23 protein-coding genes are annotated in these 25,359 nt (G+C 45.9%); 20 read left to right on the forward strand and 3 right to left on the reverse strand.

Translation table 11 applies throughout. The features are described 5' to 3' along the window. The first annotated feature begins 1 nt into the window (after position 1). The 6 genes from B5G00_RS10450 to B5G00_RS10475 all read left to right on the forward strand — a co-directional run bounded on the left by B5G00_RS10450 (position 2) and on the right by B5G00_RS10475 (position 5,973). On the forward strand, positions 2-685 hold the full coding sequence (locus tag B5G00_RS10450) for a GntR family transcriptional regulator (protein ID WP_087272550.1): 684 nt from the start codon (positions 2-4) through the stop codon (positions 683-685). A gap of 85 nt (positions 686-770) precedes the next feature. Continuing rightward, positions 771-2,288: a spore germination protein gene (locus B5G00_RS10455; RefSeq protein WP_087272553.1), complete on the forward strand. Its 1,518-nt coding sequence runs from the start codon at positions 771-773 to the stop codon at positions 2,286-2,288. After that, positions 2,278-3,936, forward strand: coding sequence for a GerAB/ArcD/ProY family transporter (locus B5G00_RS10460; protein ID WP_087272557.1), 1,659 nt, complete (start codon positions 2,278-2,280; stop codon positions 3,934-3,936). The genes B5G00_RS10455 and B5G00_RS10460 overlap by 11 nt, the downstream gene beginning before the upstream one ends. Before the next feature lie 23 nt (positions 3,937-3,959). After that, entirely contained in the window at positions 3,960-4,622 is a 663-nt protein-coding gene (gene spoIIR / locus B5G00_RS10465; protein ID WP_087272560.1) for a stage II sporulation protein R, read from the forward strand. A gap of 68 nt (positions 4,623-4,690) precedes the next feature. Further along, positions 4,691-5,512: a glutamate racemase gene (gene murI, locus B5G00_RS10470; RefSeq protein WP_087272564.1), complete on the forward strand. Its 822-nt coding sequence runs from the start codon at positions 4,691-4,693 to the stop codon at positions 5,510-5,512. A 2-nt stretch (positions 5,513-5,514) separates the two neighbouring features. Further along, positions 5,515-5,973, forward strand: a complete 459-nt coding sequence (locus B5G00_RS10475) for a DUF1934 domain-containing protein (RefSeq protein WP_087272567.1) — start codon at positions 5,515-5,517, stop codon at positions 5,971-5,973. A 101-nt stretch (positions 5,974-6,074) separates the two neighbouring features. Here B5G00_RS10475 and B5G00_RS10480 read toward each other — a convergent pair whose 3' ends face one another. Next, positions 6,075-6,536 carry a type II secretion system protein gene (locus B5G00_RS10480; RefSeq protein WP_087272570.1) on the reverse strand — a complete coding sequence of 154 codons (462 nt, stop codon included), beginning with the start codon at positions 6,534-6,536 and terminating at the stop codon, positions 6,075-6,077. A 159-nt stretch (positions 6,537-6,695) separates the two neighbouring features. On the opposite strand from B5G00_RS10480, the gene tig reads away from it, so the two are divergent. The 7 genes from tig to B5G00_RS10515 all read left to right on the forward strand — a co-directional run bounded on the left by tig (position 6,696) and on the right by B5G00_RS10515 (position 16,376). After that, a complete protein-coding gene (tig, locus tag B5G00_RS10485) occupies positions 6,696-7,871 on the forward strand; it encodes a trigger factor (protein WP_087272574.1) in 1,176 nt (391 codons plus the stop codon). A 73-nt stretch (positions 7,872-7,944) separates the two neighbouring features. Beyond that, a complete protein-coding gene (locus B5G00_RS10490) occupies positions 7,945-10,059 on the forward strand; it encodes a penicillin-binding transpeptidase domain-containing protein (RefSeq protein WP_087272577.1) in 2,115 nt (704 codons plus the stop codon). After that, positions 10,007-11,230 (forward strand): ComEC/Rec2 family competence protein, encoded by a 1,224-nt coding sequence (locus B5G00_RS10495; RefSeq protein WP_242971333.1) that lies wholly within the window; start codon positions 10,007-10,009, stop codon positions 11,228-11,230. The genes B5G00_RS10490 and B5G00_RS10495 overlap by 53 nt, the downstream gene beginning before the upstream one ends. Before the next feature lie 685 nt (positions 11,231-11,915). Next, a complete protein-coding gene (locus B5G00_RS10500) occupies positions 11,916-12,377 on the forward strand; it encodes a MarR family winged helix-turn-helix transcriptional regulator (protein ID WP_087272580.1) in 462 nt (153 codons plus the stop codon). Then, a complete protein-coding gene (locus tag B5G00_RS10505; RefSeq protein WP_242971334.1) occupies positions 12,367-13,791 on the forward strand; it encodes a DHA2 family efflux MFS transporter permease subunit in 1,425 nt (474 codons plus the stop codon). The genes B5G00_RS10500 and B5G00_RS10505 overlap by 11 nt, the downstream gene beginning before the upstream one ends. 71 nt (positions 13,792-13,862) lie before the next feature. Beyond that, positions 13,863-14,684 carry an HAD family hydrolase gene (locus tag B5G00_RS10510; protein WP_087272584.1) on the forward strand — a complete coding sequence of 274 codons (822 nt, stop codon included), beginning with the start codon at positions 13,863-13,865 and terminating at the stop codon, positions 14,682-14,684. Between the two features lie 18 nt (positions 14,685-14,702). Further along, positions 14,703-16,376 (forward strand): AAA family ATPase, encoded by a 1,674-nt coding sequence (locus B5G00_RS10515; protein WP_087272587.1) that lies wholly within the window; start codon positions 14,703-14,705, stop codon positions 16,374-16,376. Positions 16,377-16,399: 23 nt separating this feature from the next. Here B5G00_RS10515 and B5G00_RS10520 read toward each other — a convergent pair whose 3' ends face one another. Together B5G00_RS10520 and B5G00_RS10525 are read right to left on the reverse strand one after the other, a co-directional pair. Further along, positions 16,400-16,945: a nitroreductase family protein gene (locus tag B5G00_RS10520; protein ID WP_087272590.1), complete on the reverse strand. Its 546-nt coding sequence runs from the start codon at positions 16,943-16,945 to the stop codon at positions 16,400-16,402. Positions 16,946-17,039: 94 nt separating this feature from the next. Continuing rightward, on the reverse strand, positions 17,040-17,408 hold the full coding sequence (locus tag B5G00_RS10525) for an ArsR/SmtB family transcription factor (RefSeq protein ID WP_087272593.1): 369 nt from the start codon (positions 17,406-17,408) through the stop codon (positions 17,040-17,042). Positions 17,409-17,598: 190 nt separating this feature from the next. Between B5G00_RS10525 and B5G00_RS10530 the strand changes: the two genes are divergently transcribed. From B5G00_RS10530 to asnS, 7 genes are all read left to right on the forward strand, one after another. Then, positions 17,599-18,183 (forward strand): sigma-70 family RNA polymerase sigma factor, encoded by a 585-nt coding sequence (locus tag B5G00_RS10530; protein WP_087272595.1) that lies wholly within the window; start codon positions 17,599-17,601, stop codon positions 18,181-18,183. Further along, the gene (locus tag B5G00_RS10535) at positions 18,167-19,243 is read left to right on the forward strand and encodes a DUF4179 domain-containing protein (RefSeq protein WP_087272599.1); all 1,077 of its coding nucleotides are present in this window, start codon (positions 18,167-18,169) and stop codon (positions 19,241-19,243) included. Before B5G00_RS10530 ends, B5G00_RS10535 begins: the two co-directional genes overlap by 17 nt. Before the next feature lie 36 nt (positions 19,244-19,279). Next, a complete protein-coding gene (locus tag B5G00_RS10540; RefSeq protein WP_087272601.1) occupies positions 19,280-19,525 on the forward strand; it encodes a hypothetical protein in 246 nt (81 codons plus the stop codon). A gap of 201 nt (positions 19,526-19,726) precedes the next feature. After that, complete coding sequence (locus B5G00_RS10545; RefSeq protein WP_087272604.1) at positions 19,727-20,119, forward strand: hypothetical protein; 393 nt, start codon at positions 19,727-19,729, stop codon at positions 20,117-20,119. Positions 20,120-20,241: 122 nt separating this feature from the next. Further along, positions 20,242-21,426, forward strand: coding sequence for a class I SAM-dependent methyltransferase (locus B5G00_RS10550; RefSeq protein WP_087272607.1), 1,185 nt, complete (start codon positions 20,242-20,244; stop codon positions 21,424-21,426). Continuing rightward, positions 21,423-23,879 (forward strand): hypothetical protein, encoded by a 2,457-nt coding sequence (locus B5G00_RS10555; protein ID WP_087272610.1) that lies wholly within the window; start codon positions 21,423-21,425, stop codon positions 23,877-23,879. Before B5G00_RS10550 ends, B5G00_RS10555 begins: the two co-directional genes overlap by 4 nt. Positions 23,880-23,957: 78 nt before the next feature. Next, complete coding sequence (asnS, locus tag B5G00_RS10560; protein ID WP_087272613.1) at positions 23,958-25,349, forward strand: asparagine--tRNA ligase; 1,392 nt, start codon at positions 23,958-23,960, stop codon at positions 25,347-25,349. Positions 25,350-25,359 lie beyond the last annotated feature (10 nt).

A 25,359-nucleotide genomic window follows, 5' to 3' on the forward strand; every position in this document is an offset into this window, starting at 1 on the left:
CATGGAGCTGGAAATGCATATGGATGAATATCTGCCTCTCAGGGATGTAGTCTTTAATACCCTCCGGGCGGCAATCCTTAAAGGAGAGCTGAAGCCGGGAGAGCGTCTTATGGAAATTGCTTTGGCGGATAAGCTGGGGGTAAGCAGGACGCCTATCCGGGAGGCTATCCGGAAACTGGAGCTGGAAGGCTTGGTGGTCATGGCCCCCAGGAAGGGAGCAAAGGTGGCCTCCATTACAGAAAGGGACTTGAATGATGTGCTGGAAGTGAGAAAGGGTATGGAGGTACTGGCAGTATCTCTGGCCTGCCAGCGGATCACGAAAGAAGAACTGGATAAACTAGAGGAGATAGAGGGAAGATTTCAGGCTCAGATAGAGGCGGGAAATCTTACAGAGCTGGCGGAAATAGATGTGGAATTCCATGATACCATCTATAAAGCCACCAATAATCAGAGACTGGTCCAGCTGCTGAACAATCTTCGGGAGCAGATGTACCGCTACAGAGTGGAGTATCTGAAAGACATTGCTGTCCGCAGGACTCTGGCGGAGGAACACCGTTCTATCTGTGAAGCTCTTCGGGCAGGAGATGAGACCAAAGCTCTGGACTTTATACGGGTCCATATAGACAATCAGCAGAAAGCAATCATCCGGGGTCTGAACCAGGAAACCGATTCACCGCAGGAATAAAATTGAAAAAAGTTCACATAATAAAGGAGCGCACCATTTTATGGCCGCTCCTTTATTATTACATAGAAACTTTAAGGAGAGACAAATGAGTGAAAAGATATCCAGCAAAATAGAAAAAAATGGGGAATATGTAAGAAAACGTCTGAAAAACTGTGATGATTTTATTATCCGTCCTATGGTTCTGGGGGAAGGAAAGAAAATCCGCTGCCTGGTGGTCTACATCGAGGTGGCGGTGAGCAATATGATGCTGGAGGACTCGGTGATTGGAAAACTGGTCAACCATATGTGGGAGATGCCTTCTGATAAAATCCTGGAATTTGTCCGGGACAATGGTATGGGGATTTCAGATGTCCAGCCTCTGGATACTATGGAGGAAGTGTTTGCCTCTATGATGGCAGGAAATGCCGTGTTTTTCCTGGACGGCTACAGCCGGGCCATCAAGGTTTCCAGCAAGGGATATCCTAACCTGAGTGTTTCAGAATCCACCAGAGAGAAAGTGCTCAGAGGCTCCAAAGAAGGATTTACCGATGCTGTGAAGACCAATTCTGCTCTGGTGCGGAAGCGGATCCGGGACACCAGGCTGAAAGTAAAACAGAAGACCCTGGGAGAAAGAAGCCAGACAGTGGTCCAGCTTTTGTATATGGAGGATCTGGTCCGTCCCGGCCTGGTGGAGGAAATCGAGAAAAGGCTGGATTCCTTTGTCATAGACGGCGTTTTGGACTCAGGTGTTCTGGAACAGATGACAGAAAGCAGCTGGCTTTCTCCCTTTCCCCAGTTTCAGACTACGGAACGTCCGGATAAATGTGCCGCAGAAATCTTAAACGGCAGGATACTCCTCCTTACAGACCACTCTCCGGTAGGGCTGCTCCTTCCGGCAGTTTTCAATGATTTTCTTCAGGTAAGTGAAGATTATTATAATCGTTTTGCTATTGTATCCCTTCAGCGCCTGATTCGGTACGGGGCGGTAATCCTGACCTTATTGTTTTCCGGCACTTATCTGGCAGTAACGAATTTTCATACCCAGGTTCTTCCCACAAATCTCATATTATCCTTTTCAGAAGCCAGACAGGGAGTGCCTTTTCCCGGAATGCTGGAAGTCCTCCTTATGGAACTGGCCTTTGAGACCATACGGGAGGCAGGGGTTCGGATGCCCGGGCCTCTTGGGGGGACCATTGGTATTGTAGGAGGGCTGATCATAGGACAGGCGGCGGTAACTGCCAATCTGGTAAGCCCTATTGTTGTAGTGGTGGTAGCTGTCACCGCCCTCAGTTCCCTTGCCATTCCTACAGATGAGTTTTCGGCGCCTTTCCGCCTGCTGAAATTTGGCTTTGTCATTCTGGGCGGGACTATGGGGGTTTTTGGAATGCTGCTGGGCCTGTATCTGGTCCTGAGCCACCTGGCAGGACTGAAAAGCTTTGGAATTCCCTACCTGTCTCCTTTTGCTGCACAGAATAAAGAGGGCTACAGCGGAGAACGGGACAGCTTTATCCGCTTCCCGCTGCCTTTCCTTACCAGACGTCCGGTATATGCCAGAAAGGAAGAGCAGATAAGGCTTCGGGACGGGAGAAAGATAAAAGAAAAGGGGAAGCGCCATGTATACTGATAATGCCAGAATTTCCCACAGACAGCTTTTCCGGCAGATTCTTACAGGGCTGCTGGGAATCTATTTCCTGGCAGTGCCGGTGCTGCCGGAGATGACAGGGAGGCAGGGAGTCCTCTGTCTCCTTACGGCGTCGGGAATTTATGGGATTTTATGTATTTATTTTGTCAGACTCAGGAATTTCTTTCAGGTGCCGGAAAAATATATGGGGAAAGTGTGGGGAAAGATTTTTATTTTTCTTTATACCTCCTGGCTGTGGTTTATGGGAGTATACCTTCTTCTCATGACTGCCAGGATCACAGGCAGATTTCTGATAGAAGGCAGCAAAGCCTGGGCAGTGATACTCCTGGCGGCTTTTGCCGCTTATCTGGGCAGTCATCAAGGACTGGAGCGGAGAGGGAGAATGGCAGAAATATCTTTTCCGGTGCTGGTTCTGATATTGGTGGGAATGACGGTTCTGGCGTCTCTTCAGGTCCGTCCGGAATATCTGGAGGAAATGGGAGAACTGACTTTATCCGGCTGGGTCAGAGGGAGCTGGGAGATGTTGTGTGTGTTTCTGCCTTTTGGGTTTCTTCCTGTGGCACTGGGAAATGTAACCAGGCCGGGAGATACGGGAAAAGTCATGTGGGGAACTATAGGGCTGATTACAGGGCTGCTGGTACTGGCCCTTATTATCCTGCAGGGAAGCTTCGGACTGGGCGGCTATGAACATGAGAAATATCCTATGATACGGCTTATGAGCGGCATCCGTCTTCCAGGAGATTTCCTGGAAAGGGTGGATATTTTCTGGGTTGCAGCGGCTGTGTTTGGAATTCTTTTCAGTCTGGGCAGTGTGTTTTTTTACAGTCATGAGCTTCTGGTCAGAATCCATCTGGAAAAATCAGCACTTTTTGCCGGTGTAGCAGTAGTTCTGGGAGCCCTGGCCTGTGAGAGGGCAGGAGTAGATGCAAGCTTTTTTGTACGAATTACTATAGAGCTTTACGGCCCTCTGCTGTTTTTCCTTTTGATCCTGGCGGGACTTACTGGTCCCAGGGGAAAAATTATAAAAACAGGGCTTTTGAGCCTTTCTCTTCTTTTTCTTTCCGGATGCGGAGTTTCTCTGGAAAACAGGGCCTTTCCCCTTTCCATGGGGGTAGATTATGAAAACGGACATTATCGGATCGTCTATGGGATTCCCCAGCTGTCAAAGGTCACAGGGCAGAACAAAGAGGAGACCCAGTCCGGGGAAGAACAGTCCCTGGTCTATCAAGGGCTGACTCCTGAGGATGCCCAGGACCGTTTTAATGAAAACCAGGAAAATTATTTGGATATGGGGCATATCAAAGCCCTGGTCCTGGGAGAGGGCATCCTGAACAACAGAGAGGCTCTGGAAGAACTTCTGGCCTTTCTGGAAGAGAATCCTGCAGTAGCTGGAAATATCTATGTGTTTGCCACAGAGGATATGGAAGAGCTGATGAGCCTGGATGGACAGGGAGTAGATTCCCTGGGGGACTATCTCACGGGAATCCTGGAGAACACCCTGGAGGAAAAGGAACAGGAGGCAGCAGTGCTTCAGGATCTGTACGGGGCCTGGCACAGGGAGGAGGAGCTGCCGGAACTTCCCGAAGTAACAATCGTGAATAAAAAGCCAAGTATCCGTCAACACTCCTGATAAGATCAGGAGGTGTTACATAGATGAAGAGATTTAAGATAAATAAAAAGACTTTCCTGTGGGCGGTTCTCATTGGCCTTATGGGTACTGTAATCCTGACGTTGGTGCAGGCGGCAGCTTTTCGGGCAGAAAAAGAAGAACTTCAGCAGCGGCTGGACAGGGAGATACAGGAAGGGATCGCAGAAGAAATCTTCCGTCTTCATGTAGTGGCAAACAGCGACAGTCAGGAGGATCAGGAGCTGAAAATGGCAGTGAAAAAAACTGTGGTGGACTGTCTGGCCCAGGGGCTTGGAGAAAAGGCAGGGTTGGAAGAAACCAGAAACTGGGTTCTTGAAAATCTTTCTGATATAGAAAATGCCGCTGCAGAAACCATAAAGAGCCAGGGAGAGACCTATCCTGTAGCTGCCAGTGTGGAAACGGCCTATTTCCCTGACAAGACCTATGGAGACTGCACCTTTCCCGCAGGAGAATATGAGGCTCTTAATATACGGATCGGAAAGGCGGAAGGAAAAAATTGGTGGTGCGTCCTCTATCCCAGTCTCTGCTTTATAGACGACACCTGGGGGATCGTGTCTCAGGAGAAAAAGGAAGAGCTGAAAGAAGTTCTTACAGAGGAAGAATTTCAGGCAATCCTTGGAAATCCGGAGGAAAAGAAAAAAGTCAGGGTGGGATTTAAATGGTTTTAGTCTTGCAATCTGCCGGGGTTAAGGGTACAATGAAACACAGCGATAGAAACAGGTAAAGAGGTTATTATATGAAGGAAATAAAGGATGCCCCTATCGGTGTGTTTGACTCAGGGGTAGGAGGCCTGACCGTTGCCAGAGAGATCATGCGGAACCTTCCCCAGGAAAAAATCGTATATTTTGGAGACACGGCCAGAGTTCCCTACGGAAGCAAATCAAAAGAAACCATTATCCGCTACTCCCGTCAGATTGTAAGATTTCTGAAGACTCAGGAGGTCAAAGCCATTGTGGTGGCCTGCAATACGGCCAGCGCCCTGGCCCTGGAGACCATATCTGAGGAGACAGATGTCCCCATGATCGGCGTAGTAGAGCCGGGGGCCAAGGTGGCGGTGGAGACTACCAGAAATAAAAAAATCGGGCTTATCGGAACAAGAGGGACTGTGAAGTCGGGGCTGTATCAGAAAGTGATACAGAAGGAGGACCCGGAGATACAGGTCATTGGCCAGCCCTGTCCTTTGTTTGTACCTCTTGTGGAAGAAGGATGGCTCAAGGACGAGATTACTCTGGAGGTGGCCAGGCGGTATCTGGATCCCCTTCTTTCCCAGGACATTGACACCCTGATACTGGGATGCACCCATTATCCCCTTCTCCGCTCTCTTCTGAAGAGTCTGGTGGGAGATAAAGTAACATTGGTAAATCCCGCCTATGAAACGGCTCTGGCTCTGGGAAGACTGCTGGAAGATAAGGGACTTTTAAGAGAAGGAAAAGAAGAGGAAGAATTTCCCTACCGGTTCTTTGTCAGCGATGAGGAAGAGCATTTCCAGAAATTCGCCAATTCTATTCTTCCCTATGATGTGAAAACTACCAAGCAGATACAGATAGAGGAGTATTGAAAATGGAAAAAGATGTGTTAGTTACCATCAGGGGCCTTCAGACCCTGGAAAATATAGAAAATCCGGAAGAAGTAGAACTGGTGGCAAAGGGAGACTACTACTACCGAAACGGCCATCATTACATACTTTTTGACGAAGTCACCGAAGGCTTTTCAGAGCCTACCCGGAATACTATTAAGATTACGGACAAAAGCGTGGAGGTAAAGAAAAAAGGCGTTACCAACGTGCAGATGATCTTTGAGGAGAATAAGAAGAACCTTACATATTACGCCACTCCTTTTGGAAATCTCCAGATGGGGATCGCCGCCACAAAGATTGCGGTGAAGGAAGAAGAGGCAGGGCTGGATCTGGCTATTGATTATGCTTTGGAGATTAATGCGGAGCATGCGGCAGACTGCCAGATACAGATTAATGTAAAACCTAAAGAAGCAGGGAATTTTTCTCTGGATGCAACGCTGTAGGACTAGAATTATAAAGTTCTGTTATATGGAACAGACAGGAAAAAGCTCCCGGAAACATTTTTATACCGATGTTTCCGGGAGCTTTTTCGTAAGGGTCATATTTATTCTTTATTGGTCAGACTTGATGCCTTTGCCTTCATCCTCTGGAAGAAACCAGGTTTCTTGGCCGGCGGTGTCAGAGAACCTCTCAGGCCTCTTACGCTCATAATATAGATACCGCTTACTTCAGCTTTGATCTCCTTTTTTACAGGAATCAGATCGTATACAGATTCATCAGCCACCAGAGACATGATTCTGGGACCGATCTTTGCCTTTACGATAGGCAGTTTTGAACGACGCATAAGCTTGGGAGTCTGGTCAATGACCATCTGTGGAAGTCCTGACTGCTTAATGGGAAGTCGTTTCTTATCAATTACCAGCATGGTGATGGTCTGCTTTGCCGCCTCCATCTGCTCCTGCTGTTCATCTCTTTTTTTCTGGGCCCTTTTGCCAAAGAAATAGAGGACAACAAGGCCGATGATCAAAATAGCCACGATTATAAAAAATACTATCCAGCCATTCATTTGTATAAAACCTCCTAGAATCTCTATGTCATACTTCAACTATTCTAGCATTGTTTCCTGGAAAAGGCAACTAAAAATGGAGAGAAAGCCTTTCAATTTAGGCCTATATGTGGTATAACACCATTTATAAAGCTAATTTTTAATGAGAGGAATGAAAGCATGAAGAAAAAACTTGTAGCCCTTCTTTTGACTGTGGGTGTTCTTGGCCTTGCTGCCGGATGCTCTAATGAGGAAGAGAATGAAAATACCGAAAATACTGCCCAGGAGACAGAGGAAGAATCTGTGGTCAACGAAGAGGGACTGGTAGTGGCTGTGGATGTAGACAATCTGGAGGACTATGTGACTCTGGGAGAGTACCAGAACCTGACTGCGGAAGAGGAACCGAAGTCTGAAGTGACAGAAGAGGATGTGGATTCCTACATAGAGAGACAGCTTATTAACAATTACGATCCGGTAGAGGTTACAGAAGACCGTGCTGTCCAGGAAAACGACACAGTAAATATCGACTATACAGGATACCTGGACGGGGAAGCCTTTGACGGAGGCTCAGCCCAGGGGCAGGATCTGCTTATCGGTTCCGGCAGCTTTATTGACGGATTTGAGGATGGACTTATCGGCCATAAGAAAGGTGAGACAGTAAGTCTGGACCTGACTTTCCCGGAGGATTACAGTCCGAATCCGGATCTGGCGGGACAGGCGGTGGTCTTTGAGGTGACCATTAATTCTATATCAGAACCAGCTGCCCTTACTGATGAATGGGCAGCTGCCAATACAGACTATGGTACCGCAGAAGAGTATCGCAATGCCCAGAAGGAAAGCCTGGTCCAGCAGACGGACAATGAGTATGAAAGTCAGGTGAAATCCGATTTATTCCAGCAGGTTACAGAAAATTCAGAGATTAAGGATTACCCGGAGGAGGCCCTGAATGACCTGAAAACGGACATTGAGACTCAGATGGATAATCTGTATACCTCAACTTATGGTGTGAGCCTTGACGAATATCTGGAATCTCAGGGGATATCCCAGGAGGAGGCAGATCAAAGCTTTGACGAGACAGCTAAAAGCTATCTGTCCCAGTATATGATCACCCAGGCGATCCTTGATGCAGAGGGAATTACCCTTACAGAAGCAGATTATGAGAAGGCTTTGGATGAATTCGCCCAGCTCAGCGGTTTCTCTGATGGTGAGGCTATTAAAAGCATGTATTCAGATATGACTGTGCTGAAAGGCAATGTACTCTGGAATGTGGCTTGCGATGCAATTATGTCAACTGCAAACATAACAGAAACCACTGAGACAGCAGAAGAAACCCAGACAGAAGAGGCTGCTCAGTAAAATCCAGAAAGAAAGTATACAGGAAGCAGGAAGATTTAGTGTTTGCCATGTAAGGTAATAAGGGGTGAAAAGAATGGCAAAGAAGAAAAAAGGAAAGAAAAAAAATCAGAAAAAAAAGATACTCATGGGGACGCTGGCCGGCGTAGTGGTGCTGGCAGTGGGAGCTGGGGCAGGAGTTTTCCTGTACCAGAATGTGTTTTCAGGTTCCAGGGAAGAAGTACTGAAAGAGTATATGGCCTGTATAGAAGCAGGCGAGTATGAGAAGATGTACGACTTTCTGGACAGCTCTTCCCAGGAGACAGTCTCTCAGGAGGATTTTGTGACCAGAAACCAGAATATCTATGAAGGTATTGAGGCTTCTGACATCCAGCTTGATATTTCTGAAGGTCAGGACAGAGGGCAGCCGCTATCCTACAGTGTGACTATGAATACCATTGCAGGAGAGATTTCCTATGATAACAATACGGCCTTTGAGCGAGAGGACGGAGACTGGAAGATTGTATGGACCGATGCCATGATTTATCCATCCCTGGGAGAAAACGACAGGGTAAGCGTCACCACTCTGGAAGCAGAGAGAGGGAGCATTTATGACCGGAATCAGAACCTGCTGGCAGGTCAGGGAACCGTACAGTCTGTAGGTCTGGTGCCGGGGAAAATGGATGTACAGCCCCAGGAGGAAATCCAGGCAATTGCCCAGATACTGGGAACTACAGAAGATAATATTAACTCCAGCTTGGACGCATCCTGGGTCCAGACAGATAGTTTTGTGCCTTTAAAAGAAATGACCCAGGAGCAGCTGGACCAGCCTTATACAGATGCAGATGGCAATGAGACTGGACAGACAGTTCAGGAGGCTCTGCTGTCCTACCCGGGAGTAATGATCTCTGAGACAGAGAGCCGGGTGTACCCTTATGGAGAGAGCACAGCTCATCTTCTGGGCTACGTCCAGCAAATCAGTGCAGAAGAACTGGAGGAAATGGCGGACCAGGGCTATAACGACCAGAGCATTATCGGAAAGAGCGGACTGGAAAGCCTTTATGAGGAACGGCTCAGGGCCAGAGACGGGCACAAAATCTCTATTTTAGATTCAGAGGGAAATGAGAAAGAGGCTCTGGCTATGGAGCCGGCCCAGGATGGAGAGGATATTACTCTGACTATAGATATCAACTGGCAGACAAAAGTTTATGAGGCTTACCAGGAGGACGAAAGCTGTTCTGTAGTTATGAATCCTAAGACAGGAGAAATTTTGGCTCTTGTGTCTACGCCTTCCTATGACAGCATGGACTTTGTTCTGGGAATATCCCAGGAACAGTGGGACTCTCTGAATAATGATGAGACCCAGCCTCTCTATAACCGATTCCGTCAGACCTGGGTGCCCGGCTCTTCCTTTAAACCGGTTATTGCAGCCATTGGACTGAGTACAGGAACTTTGAACGCAGAGGAAGATCTGGGAGCCAGCGGACTGTCCTGGCAGAAAGACAGCAGTTGGGGTGACTATTATGTAACTACCCTTCATGAATACAGCGGAGCAGCCAATCTGAGGAATGCGCTGGTGTATTCGGATAACATATACTTTGCAAAAGCGGCTCTTCAGATCGGAGCGGATACCCTTGCCCAGCAGTTAGAGAAACTGGGATTTAATCAGGATATTCCTTTTGACATTGTTATGACTTCCTCTCAATATTCTAATACAGAGGGAATTGACACGGAAATCCAGCTGGCAGATTCCGGTTACGGCCAGGGACAGATCCTGGTGAATCCTCTTCATCTGGCCTGCATCTATTCCGCATTCTTTAATGAAGGAGATATGATCGCGCCTTATCTGGAATATGAAGAAGGCAAGACAGCTTCTTACTGGATTGAGGACGCCTTTACTCCAGAGGCAGCCCAGACAGTATATGAGGATATGCAGGAAGTAGTCAGCGATGCAGGAGGCACCGGACACGCAGCTTCTTCCGTTGCAGGAGTAACCCTTGCAGGTAAGACCGGCACTGCAGAGATCAAAGAATCCCAGGAAGATACAGAAGGCACGGAGCTGGGCTGGTTTGCAGTATACAATGTGGGAGAATCAGATGAGAACACAGTATTGATGCTGAATATGGTAGAAGATGTAAAAGGCAGAGGTGGAAGCGGATATGTTGTGGACAAAGATGTGGAAATCTGGAACCAGATGGCAGTTTCTGAGTAAAAGACGGCTGGCCCTGTTTTTCGGGCTGCTGTTCCTTGGAGGGACGATTCTCTCTGGCTGCAGCAGCCAGGGAGGAATGGTCCAGGCTGAGACTCTGGAGGATGAGACAGCCCAGGCGGAAGAGACACAGAATAACAGTAATATCCAGGGGAACCAGGACGGGAGCAGCACAGGAGAACTTTCGGTGACTTATCTGGATGTAGGCCAGGGAAATGCCATGGTGGTCCAGTCGGAAGGCCAGACGATGTTTATAGACGGAGGCCCCAGAGAAAGTTCTTCCTTTGTAGTCAGCTATCTGAAACAGCAGGGAATTGAAAAGTTGGATTACATGGTGATCTCTCATTTTGACGAAGACCATCTGGCCGGAGCTATTGGCGCTCTTTACAATTTTCCTGTAGGAACCCTGATCACGGCAGATTATGAAACAGATTCCTCTATTTATGATTCTTACAGAGAAGTGGTGGAGGAGAAGGGCTATGAGGTTATCCATCCTTTGGTGGGGCAGGAGTTTTCTCTGGGAAGCGCCAGTTTCCGGATCGTTTCGCCAGTGAGCTATGGACATGAAGATGAAAACCAGGATTCTGTGGGAATTGTTCTGGAGAACGGTGGGGACCGGTTTTTCATAGGCGGAGACATTGGCCTGGAGGGTGAGCAGGAGATTTTAGAGGCAGGCATAGATATTCAGGCAGACGTTATGCTGATGAACCATCATGGCTCTCATGTAAGCCGGGAATTTTTTCAGACGGTGAATCCTTCCTGGGCAGTGATCAGCTGCGGAGAGGGAAACAGCTACGGCCATCCCCGGCAGGATACCGTGGAGCTGCTCCAGGAGTTTCAGGTACCTCTGTTCCGCACAGACAGACAGGGGACCATTACCGCTGTAAGCAGAGGCCAGGGCATTACCTTTGATCAGGAGCCCTGCAACGACTATACGCCGGGAGACAGCTCCCGGGGAGCAGATGAGGAGACTCAGAAGGAAACAAGAGGAAGCCTCAGTAATTCTACGAGAGAGGCATGTGATTATATTCTAAATATCCATACAAAGAAGATTCACCTGCCGGACTGCGGCTCCGTAAATTCCATGGATGAGGACAATATAGCATACTATAAAGGAGATAAGGAAACACTCATTGATCAGGGATATACACCCTGCGGAAATTGTATGAGATAAATAAGAACAGAATTAGAAAAACCGAATCAGAAAAAGCAGATAAGATTGTTTGCAGGTATTGCGCAGTTTTATCTGCTTTTTATTCATGACAATAGACAGTTCGCAGAGCGTGCTGTTTATTTTTTATAGGGGTCTCCAGACTGCCCTATAGAATAAAAAAGCCCTTATATTGTATTGGATTGGATTGGATTGGGGCGGAGGTGCGGGGCTAAGAATCCGATTATTGAGATATCAACTGTACAACAGGACTAGAATACCTCTGGATTACCGATTTTCGGAATCTGGGAGGTAGTATTTGCCATGGGACTACGGCCTGAGAAGGGAAAATTGGGCCTGAGAGGTAGGAATAGATATGGGGCTACGGCTCAGGAAGGGGAAATTTGAATCCGAGAGGTAGAAATAACCATAGGACTGCGGCCCAGGAAGGGGAAATTTGAATCTGAGGGGTAGAAATAGCCATGAGACTGCGGCCCAGGAAGGGGAAATTTGAATCTGAGAGGTAGAAATAGCCATGGGACTGTGGCCCAGGAAGGGAAAAATGGAATCTGAGGGGTAGAAAGAGTCTGGAATGTACCGCCTGGGAAGGAGAATTTGAACCCTGGGAGGTAGTAGTTGCCTGCGCTACTAAAATATGCTATAGTGTAAAACATTGAAATTTTTCATCTGTAAAGGAGGATAAAACAGTATGTATGACCATTTTTCAGATTTAGGACGATATGTTTCTATTTTAGACAGGCTTATGAAAATGTATTATGACCGGGGGCTGTCGGATTATGAGATCGGCTGGGGACAGCAGTTTTATGTGGAGTATATCTACGATCACCCAGGAGCCACTCCTCAGGAAATGGCCCAGTGTATCCGTGTGGATAAAGGAACGCTGACCAAGACCATAAAGAAACTGACAGAAGTAGGATATATCCGTGTGGCGGGAGACGAAAGAGACCGGCGGATGAAACATCTGTATCTGACAGAGAAAGCTCTTCCGGCGGCAGAACAGATCAAAAAAATACACGGCGCTTTTTTCGAGGATCTCCAGGCGGGGATTTCCGGAGAGGATCTGAATGTAACAGAAAACACCCTGCACCGCATAGCAGACAACATTAACAAGAAAGTATGGCACAGAATGGAGGAACATCATGGAAAATAAAGAAAGTGTGGAAATATCCGGCGGGAAGAGGACAATGATATTTATCTGTCTGGTAGTTTCAGGAATCGCCTCTTCTACCTTATCAACAGCTATGACTACAGCACTGCCGAATCTGGTAGAATATTTCGGGGTCAATACCTCCCTGGGACAGTGGGTTACCAGCGGATATTCTCTGGCTATGGGAATGATCATGCCTCTCACGGCTTTTCTCATCACCAGGTTTCCTACGAAAAGATTGTATTTATCCGGTATCGGGATTTTTATCCTGGGACTGCTTCTCAGCATCTTTTCCGGTAATTTCGGGATCATGATGGTGGGAAGGGTTCTTCAGGCCTGCGGAAACGGAATCCTTATGGCGGCAGCTCAGGTGGTGATCCTTACGGTTTATCCCATTGAGAAAAAGGGTACCATGATGGGAACTTACGGCCTGGCTACAACAGCGGCGCCTATCATTGCCCCAACTGTTGCGGGACTGCTGATCGATGCTTTTGGGTGGAAATCTATTTTTTATGTGGTCCTGGTGATCATGGCAGTATCCTTTGTATTATCGGCAGCAGTGTTTGAAAATGTACTGGAACTCCAGGATAAGAAGTTCGATGTTCTTTCCTTTGTGGAAAGTATCTTTGCATTCGGGGGCATAACCCTGGGTCTTGGAAATATTACCACTTACGGTCTGATCAGTGTTCAGGCAGGGGCGCCTCTGCTGATCGGAATTCTGGTGTGCTTCTTCTTTGTCGCCCGCCAGCGGGGTCTGGACACTCCTTTCCTGGATGTGAAGATCCTCAGCAATAAAAACTATGCGGTAAGTGTCATCGCCAGTATGGTCCTTTATCTGGTCATGATGGGATCCTCGGTCATGATGCCCCTGTATGTCCAGAGTGTTATGGGCTATTCCGCAGTGGTGTCCGGTCTGGTTACCCTGCCGGGATCTGCGGCTACAGCTATTGTCAGCCCCTTTGCAGGTAAGATTTACGACAAGATGGGGATCAAAAAGATTTTTGTCCTTGGTTCTGCGGTGCTGCTGATCAGCAATCTGGGCATGTTCTTCCTGAGCCTGGAGACCCCTCTCTGGATCGCAGCAGTTTTGAATGTTATAAGGAATATCTCTATAGGCTGTCTGATGATGCCTCTGCTGACCTGGGGAACCAGCAACGTGGACTTCCGTAAAGTGGCAGATGCTTCCTCACTGCTGACTTCTTTCCGTACCATTGCAGGTTCTGTGGGTTCTGCTCTGTTTGTGGGAATTATGACGGCAGTGAGTGCGGCTTCTGAAGCAGCTTATGGAGACAGGGCTTTAATCCACGGTATGAATATATCTTTCCTGTGCATGGCAGCCGGGGCTTTCTTTCTTTTACTGAGCGCGGTATTTGCAGTGAGAAAAACAAAAACAGGTAATGATTACTGCAGTAGGTAAAGGCCAGGGAATCGTCTTGCGCCTCTCTTCCCGACGTAGTAAAATGAAACTACGTCAGGGAGGGATAAACTATGGGAATTCTTTACGTATCAGATCTGGATGGCACATTGCTGAATACCAGTGCCAGCCTCAGCCCATACACCATAAAGACCATCAATGGTTTAGTAGAGAAAGGGATGCTGTTTACCTATGCTACGGCACGGTCTTTAAGTTCTGCATCGGTGGCCGCAAAAGGCCTGAATCCTAAAATTCCTGTAATTGTGTATAACGGGGCATATATTATGGAACCGGCAACCGGGAATATTCTTGCGTCAGAAAGTTTTACAAAAGAAGAACGTTCCTATGTGGAAAGAAAATTGTCTGGATATGGAGTGAGTCCGGTTGTGTATTCGTTTATTAAAGGCAGAGAGTGCGTATCTTGGAATCTCTTGCAGATAAACGAAGGAAAAAAGAGATATTTTGGCAACAGACAAGGAGATAAAAGACTTCGCCCTGTTGAGAATGAAAAAAAGCTTTATGAAGGTGAGGCCTTTTATTATACCTGTATTGGGGAAGAAGAAGAGCTAAAGCCCCTTTATGATATCTTTGCCGGGGATGAAAGATATACCTGTACATTTCAACAAGAATTGTATCGTCCCGAATATTGGCTGGAGATTATGCCTAGAAAGGCAACAAAGTATAATGGGATTTTAAAACTGAAAGAATTGTGGCATTGCGATAAGGTAATATCATTTGGAGACTCTGTCAACGATATTCCTATGTTCCAGATTTCTGATCAATGTTATGCGGTAGAAAATGCAGTTGATAGTCTTAAAAAGCTGGCAACGGGAATTATCGGAAATAATGACTCAGACAGTGTTGCAAAATGGCTGGAGGAAAACTTCAGAGAATAGGTAAGGAAGACGTTTTTTATGGAATGGAAACCATTGCCGGTGGGAATTGATGATTTTGAAAAAATAGTAACAGGGGATTACTTTTATGTAGATAAAACACTTTTTATCAAGGAACTATTGGACATGAAAGGAGAAGTAAATCTTTTCACACGTCCCCGCCGTTTTGGAAAAACTTTGAATATGAGTATGCTGAGATATTTTTTTGAGGAAAATCCAGAAAATGTTTCACGGATATTCCAGGGCTTGAATATTATGGATGCCGGAGAAAAATATCTGGATCATATGGGTAAATATCCGGTTATTATGATTTCCCTAAAGTCTATGAAGCAGCCTTCCTATGAACTGGCTTTTGAAATGCTGAAAAAAGCCTTAAAAGGGGAATTTCAGCGCCATTGGCAGTTGGTCTCAGACAGCGGCAGACTTACCGATGCAGATCAGAAGAGGTATCTGAGGCTGCGGGATCTGGAGGGAACAGAAGCAGACTACGCAGATGCGTTAAAGTTCCTTTCGGAATGCCTTTGCAGATGTACGGGGAGAAAGACCGTCATTTTAATTGATGAATATGATGTGCCATTAGAAAATGCCTATTTCAGCGGTTTTTATGACAGGATGACCGATACCATACGTTCCCTTTTTGAATCTGCCCTGAAGACAAATGAAAGCCTGGAGTTTGCTGTGGTCACCGGCTGTCTGCGAATCAGCAGGGAATCTATATTTACAGGACTCAATAACCTGAAAATCATGTCTGTCACCTCCCAGGCCTGCGGGGAATACTTTGGCTTTACCCCGGAAGAAGTAAGAAGGATGCTGGATTTTTACGGGTTAACAGAAGATTATGAGACAGTCCGCCAGTGGTATGAAGGATATCAGTTTGGCAATGCAGAAGTTTATAACCCCTGGAGCGTGATCAATTATGTGGATTCCTGCCGACTAAATAAAAATAGCCTGCCAAAGCCCTACTGGTCCAACGCCAGTTCCAATAATATTGTCCGTACACTTGTGGAGAAAGCGGATTTTTCTGTAAAACAGGAAATAGAGGATCTGATAGAAGGAAAGACAATCATAAAACCCATCCATGAGGATATTACTCATGAAGATATGGATTCTACCCAGGATAATTTATGGAACTTCCTGTTCTTTACCGGTTATCTGAAAAAGATTCAGGAACACCAGGAGGAAGAAACTATTTATATGGAAATGGCCATTCCAAACCGGGAAGTCCGGTATATCTATAAAAACACGGTGCTCCGCTGGTTTGAAAAGAAAGTAGAGCAGAAGGAATTGTCTCCTCTTTATGAGAGTATCCTCTGCGGAGATACGGAAAAGATGGGAAAAATCCTCTCAGAAAATCTTATGGAGACCATCAGCTTTTACGACTATCAGGAAAGTTATTACCGTGGGTTCCTGGCAGGAATGCTGAAGAATATCGGAAATTATATTGTATTGTCTAACAGGGAGTCGGGAAATGGCAGACCGGATATTTTGCTGAAATATCCCAGTGTGAGAGGAAAGGCTGTGATCCTGGAGATTAAAGTTTCAAAAACCTATCAGGGACTTGAAGCAAAATGTCAGGAGGCCCTGAGACAGATTGAAGAACAGAAATATGAGGAGGCTCTCCGGCAGGAGGGATATAGCCAGATCCTGAAGTATGGAGTGGCTTTTTATAGGAAGGAATGTATGGTTAAGAAATAAGGCAGAAAAACGCTGGGTGCAGATTACACCCAGCGAAAATTTTCCCTTCCTGCCCCCAGTTCAAAATGATACTTGACGATCCCCAGATCTGTTTTGCTGTAGAATCCCAGACCGGCTTTGGCTGAAACCAGATTTCCTTTACAGGTAAATGTGAATTTCTGCTGATTCATGGCGGTAGGAGCCAGAAGAGCAGCGTCAATGCCTCGCAGGAACCAGTCCTGGGGCGCTGCCTCTGCATTCATTACTTTTTCTCTGGGCTTTGAATTGTGAGAGACGCCCTGGGTCTGACCGTATCCTATGGCGATCACCAGACAGAGCTTTTCTTCCAGATCATTTCCTTTCCGGCTAATAAGAGCAATGTAGTTTCTGACGCCGGAAAATTTTCCGTAATGGGCCATAAAACCCTCAAAAGCATGGGGTTCATCCAGGACAAGCTGCATATGAAGGCCGCTTTCTTTATTGCATTCTTTGATAAAGGACCGGAGCTTTTCCACAGTCCCGGCTTCTATTGATTTTTCGTCATAAGAACGGACAGAATGCCGTTCTTTCATTGCCTGTAATAAATCCATTTTTCATGTCTCCTTTTTATGTTTTTATTCCTGCGAGCAAATAGCCAGGCGGACATGTCTGCATGTCCATTTGATTCTTTGCACACTGAGCCTGTTAAAGGTCTGGGAAGTCGTCGCCCTTTCTGTCAGGAGCCTTTTCCATACATTTTTTGATATCTGTGAAAAGGGCGATCAGATTATTGATCTCACTGGCCTCCGGATCCAGATAATAATAGACGCAGGTGCTTTCTTTCCTGCTTTTTACGATCCCGGCGTCTTTCAGTATCTGCATATGATGGGATACTGCAGGACGGGAAAGATTGGTTTTTTCGGCAAATTCAATGACCCGGCTTCCACTGCACTCTCCCTGGAGCATGATACAGAGGAGATGCTGTCTGGTTTCATCTCCGATGGCAGTGAGGATCTTCTGACAGGCCCGGAGTTCTTTTTCAAGTCTCTGGATATCTTCCCGTGTGTTTTTCAATGTAATGCTCCTTTCTGTTTAAACAGTTGAACATATTGTAGCATGTTTTTTGCAGATTTGTGCATCTGTAAAGAAAATCGAGACAGAAGGCAGGATCAGAGGAGAAAAATTTTGGAGATTCTGATAGATTTAGAATATGTACAGCGAAGTATTAAATAGAAGGAAGCTTCCGAAAGAGGGGTGAGGCGGCATGAGAAAAGTAGATCAGGATAATTTTCTCCAGGAATTATCCAGAAAAAATGAGAAAGCTCTGGAGTATGTGGTAGACGTGTACGGCGGATTGATAAAGACCATTGTGAAACGGCATTTGCGGGGGCTGACAGATTATCAGGAAGAATGTATCAATGATGTGTTTCTGGCAGTCTGGCAGCACAGCCGATCCTATGATCCAGAAAAAGGAAGCTTTGAGAAGTGGGTGGCCGGAGTGACCAGGTATAAAGCCCTTACCTATAAGCGGAAATATCTGAACCGGCAGCAGGCGGCAGGACTGGAGGAAATCCAGGAGCCGGGAGAGGAGAGCCGGGAGCTTTCCCAACTTGTGGAAGAGCTTTCCGATGAAACCGAGGATTTCCTGTCCTGCCTGAAAGAAGAGGACCGTTTTCTCTTCCGCCAGCTTTTCATAGAGGAAATGGAGCCGGATGAAGTAGCCCGGAAAAACGGGATTAAAAGGGAAAACCTTTACAACCGGATCTCCAGAGGAAAAAAGAAGATCCGCAGACACTTCCCACGAATAGGCCAGGAGAAAGGAGGCGCTGATTATGAGAGATTTATATGAAGTATTCAACGATTTTAATATGGAAGAAGAAAAAGATCTGGAAGTTATGAATGATCTGGAAAAGCAGAAGTGGAAGAAAAAGCTGAGAAAAGAGATCAAAAAGCCGGTGAAAACGGGAAGAAAAGTAGCTGTCAGCGCAGGCTGTCTGGGAATCGCCGCAGGGCTGTTTTTCACAATGTCAGATTCTGAAGTGATGGCAAAGGCGAGAAAGGTTGTAGAGGACAGCTATCGGAGCATTGCTATTTGGATTATTGGGACGCCTAGGGAGAATGACTATGTTCAGGAAGTTTACGGAAAAGATACGGCTAACGGGAGAGAAGTAACTATCGTAGATATGATCGCAGATGAGGATTTGCTTCAGATTTCTTATAAGGACCGGGACCTGACTATAGAAAATTTCGAGGCAGCAGGATATCTCGATGAGGATATGGAAAAAAAGACGGACAGTGCGAAATATTCTTTAGACGCCCAGCTTTTGGTAGACGGAGAGATTGTAGGAGAAGGGTGGATTAATTCTTATAGTCTGCGATTTAATACAAACGCTATTGATAATACCTTTTCTATTTATACAGGAGATTATGGCTGTGACCTGTCCGAGGTGGAAGAGGCGGAACTGATTTTAAAAGAAAGATATTATCCAGATACGGAAGAGTGGAGATTTCATCTGAATTTACAGAAACGAAACTTGAAAAATACAACTAGGGAACAAGAATTAGATGAAACCTATACAATGCCCGATGGAAGGATCATTCACATTTATAAATATGCGGAGAACGAAGGGGGCAGAAAGCTCTATGTGAAAACAGAAAGGCCAGAGGGCTGGGATCCAAACGAAGACTGGAGCGGAATTTTAGACTTAACAGGAGTGACGGATAAATATCGGAAAGTAAAGTTTGAGCATGAAGCAGGGGACGTCTATCTTATAGATCGAAATATTGATAGTGATACCAGAAGTATTGCCGTTACTCCGGGCGTAATTCCTCTGGGAGAACCAGGAGAGTCCCTTCCTGAGGACGGCACACCTATAGGCGAAAGCTTTACCATACAGGTAAATAATTGACATCCCCTGATAAGCCTTTTTGGAAAACCGAAGAAAGTGATCAGCAGCAGTCTGAAACTTTCCAACGGCATTGACGGGGCAGGAACTATCCTGGTGGAATATCCGGAGTTTCAGGGAGAACTTCTCTACTCCAAGAACACCGATTCCAGAGTACCCAGCCAGATCCAGGGGGAAGAAGGAACCATGGTGATCCGGGAGATTCCAGACCCACAGGAGATTACTATTTATTATAGAAGCGGAAAAACAGAAAATCTGGAAATCCCCGGATGGAGATGGAGCTGATGGATGAAGTTCGCAGACAGCAGGGAATAATTTTTCCGGCAGACACAATAAACAGAGAATAAAAAATCCAGCCGGCAATAATAAAAATAAAACGAATACCCTCTCTGAACAAGAGCCTTTGCTCTTCGTACAGAGAGGGTAACTTTCTGTACAAAGCAGAATATACTGTTAAAGAGTATTTCTGTTCCGGAGACAGGATTTATGGAAGAAAAAAAGAGGTTTTACAAATCTGCTGTAATAAATAAAAAAGGATTTGAGCAGGCTGCTGCCCAGGAGGCAGACAGAAGACTGATGGAATCTTACTACCCTCCCAGTGCGGGATATCTTCAGGCACTTGTTACAGATGCCTGTGACAGACTGGATTATGAGGGTAGTTTTATTTATGATGAATATCCTGACAAGAATACTATCGAAAGAATCTGCGGACAGATCTGTGGGCAGGCAGAAAGCTGCAGCGAGCTTCAAGGAATGGAAAACAGAGGGACAGGAGAAATGCTGGGAGACTTTGTGGGAGTTTTATTCTGTCAGGAAGTCTGCAAGAGAAGACAGCGAAGAAAAATGGTTATGCCAGTACACTGGAGGCAGAATAAATAGCTATTTTTCTAAAACCCCTGGTTTTGGGGTTGCGGATTTTTCCTAAAGCTTTTACAATAGAAATGGACTGCAGGCAGGAAAGCCGGCAGTTTCAGGGGAAAGATAAGATACAGGGGTAGATTATGACAGATATCAGAGAATTTTTAGATAAATATGTAAATGAAGACCTTGAGCGTATACTGGTGAGTAATGCCAGAAGCTCAAGCCCAGTGGCAAAGCTTCAGGTGAGGCCGGTACCGGTAAAGGGTCAGGTACAGTATCAGGTTACCTACATCCAGGGAACGAAGGCTATTCACGACAACTATAAAAAGGACGAATTGAATTCTTATCTTACAGAACAGATGGAGAAAAATTTCCGTCAGATGCAGTTGGAGGGCAGATATGTCCAGGCCAGAGTCCTGGTGAGCAAAAAAGGAAAAATGGATATAAAGGCCAAAGAAGTCAAGGGAGGAACAAAAGAGGATTTTACGCTTATGCTTTCTCATAACAGAACGAAAAAATATCTGCTGAAAGAAGGCGTTCCTGTTCCCTGGCTCATTGACCTGGGGGTAATGACCCCAGAGGGAAAAATCAAAAATTCCAGATATGATAAGTTTAAACAACTGAACAGATATCTGGAATTTATACAGGATATTCTTCCAAAGCTGCCCAGAGACAGGGAAATCCAGATTATTGATTTTGGCTGCGGAAAGTCCTACCTGACCTTTGCTATGTATTATTATCTGAAAGAGCTGAAGCACTTTAATATCCGGGTCACAGGACTGGACCTTAAGGCAGACGTAATTGAAAAGTGCCAGAAACTGGCAGATAAATACGGCTATGATAAACTGCGTTTTTTACAGGGAGATATTGCATCCTATGAAGGAGCGGACCATGTAGATATGGTAGTGACCCTTCATGCCTGTGATACGGCTACAGATTATGCTCTGGCGAAAGCTGTAAAATGGGGAGCTTCTGTAATCCTGTCTGTGCCTTGCTGTCAGCATGAACTGAACCGTCAGGTGGCAAACCAGGACCTGGCGCCGATTCTGGAGTACGGGATTTTAAAAGAGCGCTTTGCGGCTCTTCTCACAGACGGACTCCGGGCGCAGATGCTGAAAAGTGCAGGTTACGACGTACAGATCCTGGAATTTATTTCCATGGAGCATACGCCTAAAAATCTGCTTATACGGGCAGTAAAAAATAAAAATAGAAAAGAGGAGCCACAGCAGCCCAGGGAATGGGAAAACTGTATACAGGCTTTCCACGTAGAACCGACCCTTAAGAAGCTGCTGTTTGAAGATATACACGGAGAGGACTGTAAATGAAGAAAAAATTAATAAGAGCCGGTATTTTACTGGTTATTTTTATATGCGGGGTGGCAGGGTTTTCCAGTCTTATGAATTATCAGTCTACAGATAATAAGACAGATATGGAAACTGCATCCAGCCCAAGCATGGCCATGATGATCGAAGATACAGAAGTAAACCGTATGTACGCCTATGCAGACGACATGGATGTAAGATTTGTAAGGGACGGGCTGACTCCTGTAGGTACGGACAGAAGTCTGAAGGTGAGCATTACCCCTAATGGCCGGGAAATCGACAGTCTTGTCTATGAAGTATGCACCTCTGACGGGGAACAGGTAATCGAAAACAATAAGATACGGAGTTTTACAGAGGAGGAAGACGGCAGACTTACAGTGGAATTTACACTGTCCCAGCCAATTCTGATGAACCAGGAATATGCCCTGACTTTTACTTTAAGCACCGAAGACGGAACCTGGAATTATTATACAAGGATTCTTCAGCGGGCAGGGCTCAGCACGGCCCAGTATGTAGAGTTCGTAAATAGTTTTTACACTAAGACTTTCGCCCAGGACGACACGGGTGACCTGACTACTTATCTGGAGCCGGATACTTCTGTTGTCAGTAACAGTTTCCGGAGTCTGGATATACACTCAGATGTAGATATGATCACCTGGGGCGACCTGAATCCTCAGATCAGCAGACCGGGAATCCCTACTATAGAGGACATCAGTGAAAACTCAGGAAGCATTTCCCTTACTTATTATATTTCAGCAGAAAATGAAAACGGAGAAGTGGAAAAATATCAGGTAGACGAGTTTTACCGGATGAGTTATAACCAGACCAGGGTTTACCTGTTGGATTTCCAGCGCCATGTAAAGCAGGTGCTTACCACAGAGCAGAATCTTGTGAGCAATGGAAAAATAAACCTGGGGATAACCGATACAGATGTTCAGTATATGTCTGACAGTACAGGAACTATCCTGGCTTTTGTCCAGCAGGGAGATTTATGGTCTTATAATATAGAAACAAATAAGATGACCAGAGTCTTCAGCTTCCGCGACACAGGAAGCAATGATGAGAGAAATGATATCAACCGACACGATATCAAAATTGTCCGGATAAGTGAAAATGGAGATATAGATTTCATCCTTTATGGCTACATGAACAGAGGCCAGCATGAGGGCCAGGTGGGAACTTCCGTATACCATTATTCTGCGGAACAGAATGCTATGGAAGAGGAATTTTTCCTGCGAAGCCTCCAATCCAGTGAATTCCTTCAGAAGGATGTGGAAAAACTGTCCTATGTCAGCGAAGACGGAAATTTGTATCTTCTATTAGAAGGAAACCTTTACAGATTCCAGATGGAGGAAAAGACTTACGAAGTCCTTCAGGAACAGATTGAGGATGACTGCTTCTTCGTATCGGAAAACAGCCGGTATGCAGCCTGGATGGACGGTATGGACCCTTATAACACCACATCTATTACCTTCATAGATTTTAATACAGGAGAACAGAAGACCATACAGGCAGATCAGGGGACCAGGATACGGCTCTTTGGATTTATTAATAATGATCTGATCTACGGTGTGGCAAATGAAAGCGACATTGTGACCAATGCTTCAGGAGGAACGGATTTTGCCATGACAGAGGTCAGGATCCAGAATTTTGATGGAGAGCTGGTAAAAAGTTATCATCAGGATGGTTATTATGTACTGGATGTAACGATTCAGGAAAATCTTCTGGAATTGTCCAGAGCTACCAAAGTGGGCGACAGCTTTGCAGGGACCAGTGGAGACCAGATCATGAATAATGTCCGCAGCAAACAGGACGAGGTTTTTTCCGTTATCACATCCACGACTGTGCGCCAGGGAAATGTGACATCCATACAGTTTGCAGCAGACAGCTCCGGACAGCCGCCTCTGGTAGTAGATACTAAAATCATAGAGAATCCGGACAGGACTTTGAATATGGAGCTTTCCTCTGAAAGCGAAGACAAATATTACGTATATGGGGGAGGAGAACTTTCAGGAATCTATGACAGCGCTTCCCAGGCAGTGGCTAAGGCTGAAGAAGAGAGCGGAATTGTCCTGAATACCGCCCAGCAGTATATATGGGAAGCAGGAAATACTGGAGACAGAGCGAGTATTTCTGCTCAGGACCTTCCAGAAGCTGTGGCCCAGGCATCCCTTGATGCGGCTGCTTTGAATGAGGCTTTGAAAGGTCAGGGGAAAGTAATAGATATGACAGGCTGTACTTTGGAACAGATCCTGTATGAAGTAAGCGCTCAGCGCCCGGTAATCGCTAAAGGCGAGAATGGCCAGGCGGTTGTTATCATTGGATATGATGATTACAATACCATATTATATAATCCCTCCACTCAGGAGACCTATTACTTCGGAATGCAGGACAGCACCGATACTTTCCAGGCTAATGGGAACGTTTTTCTCTGCTATCTGGAGGATATACAGTAACAGTTTCCGTTTAGCCTTGAACTGTTCAGAACAATGCGATATACTAATGAAATACCCGTAAGAGAAGGAGATAGAGGAATGAAGCTGACAACAGTAAAAGAGATTTACAGAAACAGAGAAGAATATCTGGATAAAGAGATTACCGTAGGAGGCTGGGTCAGAAGTGTGAGAGGCTCAAAAAGCTTCGGTTTTATCGTACTTCATGACGGCAGTTTCTTTGATACTCTTCAGGTCGTATACCATGACCAGATGGAGAACTTCCAGGAAGTTTCCAAATTAAATGTAGGCGCGGCCATTGTGGTAAAAGGAACTCTGGTAGCAACACCCGAGGCAAAACAGCCTTTTGAGATCCAGGCCTCAGAGGTAACTGTAGAAGGAGATTCTGCAGCGGATTATCCTCTTCAGAAAAAGCGTCATACCATGGAATATCTAAGAACAATCTCTCATCTGCGTCCAAGGACCAATACTTTTCAGGCAGTATTCAGAGTCCGCTCACTGGTAGCCTTTGCAATCCACCAGTTCTTCCAGGAGAGAGGATTTGTATATGTCCATACCCCACTGATCACAGGCAGTGACTGTGAAGGAGCAGGAGAAATGTTCCAGGTGACTACCCTGGACCTGAAGAATATTCCCAAGACAGAAGAGGGAGAGGTTGATTTCTCAAAAGACTTCTTTAAAAAACCAACAAACCTGACCGTCAGCGGCCAGCTAAACGGAGAAACCTTTGCCCAGGCTTTCCGGAATATCTATACTTTTGGACCAACATTCCGGGCAGAGAATTCAAACACTACCCGCCACGCCGCTGAATTCTGGATGATCGAGCCGGAGATGGCTTTTGCAGATCTCCAGGACAATATGGAGATGGCTGAGGCCATGCTGAAGTATATAATCCGTTATGTGCTGGAAAATGCACCTGAAGAGATGAACTTCTTTAACTCCTTTATTGATAAAGGACTTCTGGACAGACTGAACCATGTGCTGAATTCTGAGTTTGGACATGTTACTTATACAGAGGCAGTTGAGATCCTGGAAAAAGCAAATGACAAGTTTGACTACAAAGTTTTCTGGGGATGTGACCTTCAGACAGAGCATGAGAGATACCTTACAGAGCAGATTTTCAAACGCCCGGTATTTGTTACGGATTATCCAAAAGAGATCAAAGCTTTCTATATGAAACAGAATGAGGACGGAAAGACTGTAGCAGCTATGGACTGTCTGGTTCCGGGAATCGGAGAGATCATCGGCGGAAGCCAGAGAGAGGACTCTTATGAGAAGCTGAAACAGCGTATGAAGGAACTGGATCTGAAGGAAGAAGATTACGGATTCTACCTGGATCTGAGAAAGTATGGCTCTACCCGCCATTCAGGATTCGGTCTGGGATTTGAGAGATGTGTTATGTACCTTACCGGTATGCAGAACATCCGTGACGTAATTCCTTTCCCAAGAACTGTAAACAATTGTGAATTATAAGAGGAGCACT

Source organism: Blautia sp. An46 (assembly GCF_002161645.1).
GTDB classification, from domain to species: Bacteria; Bacillota; Clostridia; order Lachnospirales; family Lachnospiraceae; genus Blautia; species Blautia ornithocaccae.

Excerpts from the sequence above, each read along its gene's own strand:
- B5G00_RS10450 (WP_087272550.1), top strand. The coding sequence starts at position 2 with ATGGAGCTGGAAATGCATATGGATGAATATCTGCCTCTCAGGGATGTA.
- B5G00_RS10455 (WP_087272553.1), top strand. The coding sequence starts at position 771 with ATGAGTGAAAAGATATCCAGCAAAATAGAAAAAAATGGGGAATATGTA.
- B5G00_RS10460 (WP_087272557.1), top strand. The coding sequence starts at position 2,278 with ATGTATACTGATAATGCCAGAATTTCCCACAGACAGCTTTTCCGGCAG.
- spoIIR (WP_087272560.1), top strand. The coding sequence starts at position 3,960 with ATGAAGAGATTTAAGATAAATAAAAAGACTTTCCTGTGGGCGGTTCTC.
- murI (WP_087272564.1), top strand. The coding sequence starts at position 4,691 with ATGAAGGAAATAAAGGATGCCCCTATCGGTGTGTTTGACTCAGGGGTA.
- B5G00_RS10475 (WP_087272567.1), top strand. The coding sequence starts at position 5,515 with ATGGAAAAAGATGTGTTAGTTACCATCAGGGGCCTTCAGACCCTGGAA.
- B5G00_RS10480 (WP_087272570.1), bottom strand. The coding sequence starts at position 6,536 with ATGAATGGCTGGATAGTATTTTTTATAATCGTGGCTATTTTGATCATC.
- tig (WP_087272574.1), top strand. The coding sequence starts at position 6,696 with ATGAAGAAAAAACTTGTAGCCCTTCTTTTGACTGTGGGTGTTCTTGGC.
- B5G00_RS10490 (WP_087272577.1), top strand. The coding sequence starts at position 7,945 with ATGGCAAAGAAGAAAAAAGGAAAGAAAAAAAATCAGAAAAAAAAGATA.
- B5G00_RS10495 (WP_242971333.1), top strand. The coding sequence starts at position 10,007 with ATGTTGTGGACAAAGATGTGGAAATCTGGAACCAGATGGCAGTTTCTG.
- B5G00_RS10500 (WP_087272580.1), top strand. The coding sequence starts at position 11,916 with ATGTATGACCATTTTTCAGATTTAGGACGATATGTTTCTATTTTAGAC.
- B5G00_RS10505 (WP_242971334.1), top strand. The coding sequence starts at position 12,367 with ATGGAAAATAAAGAAAGTGTGGAAATATCCGGCGGGAAGAGGACAATG.
- B5G00_RS10510 (WP_087272584.1), top strand. The coding sequence starts at position 13,863 with ATGGGAATTCTTTACGTATCAGATCTGGATGGCACATTGCTGAATACC.
- B5G00_RS10515 (WP_087272587.1), top strand. The coding sequence starts at position 14,703 with ATGGAATGGAAACCATTGCCGGTGGGAATTGATGATTTTGAAAAAATA.
- B5G00_RS10520 (WP_087272590.1), bottom strand. The coding sequence starts at position 16,945 with ATGGATTTATTACAGGCAATGAAAGAACGGCATTCTGTCCGTTCTTAT.
- B5G00_RS10530 (WP_087272595.1), top strand. The coding sequence starts at position 17,599 with ATGAGAAAAGTAGATCAGGATAATTTTCTCCAGGAATTATCCAGAAAA.
- B5G00_RS10535 (WP_087272599.1), top strand. The coding sequence starts at position 18,167 with ATGAGAGATTTATATGAAGTATTCAACGATTTTAATATGGAAGAAGAA.
- B5G00_RS10545 (WP_087272604.1), top strand. The coding sequence starts at position 19,727 with ATGGAAGAAAAAAAGAGGTTTTACAAATCTGCTGTAATAAATAAAAAA.
- B5G00_RS10550 (WP_087272607.1), top strand. The coding sequence starts at position 20,242 with ATGACAGATATCAGAGAATTTTTAGATAAATATGTAAATGAAGACCTT.
- B5G00_RS10555 (WP_087272610.1), top strand. The coding sequence starts at position 21,423 with ATGAAGAAAAAATTAATAAGAGCCGGTATTTTACTGGTTATTTTTATA.
- asnS (WP_087272613.1), top strand. The coding sequence starts at position 23,958 with ATGAAGCTGACAACAGTAAAAGAGATTTACAGAAACAGAGAAGAATAT.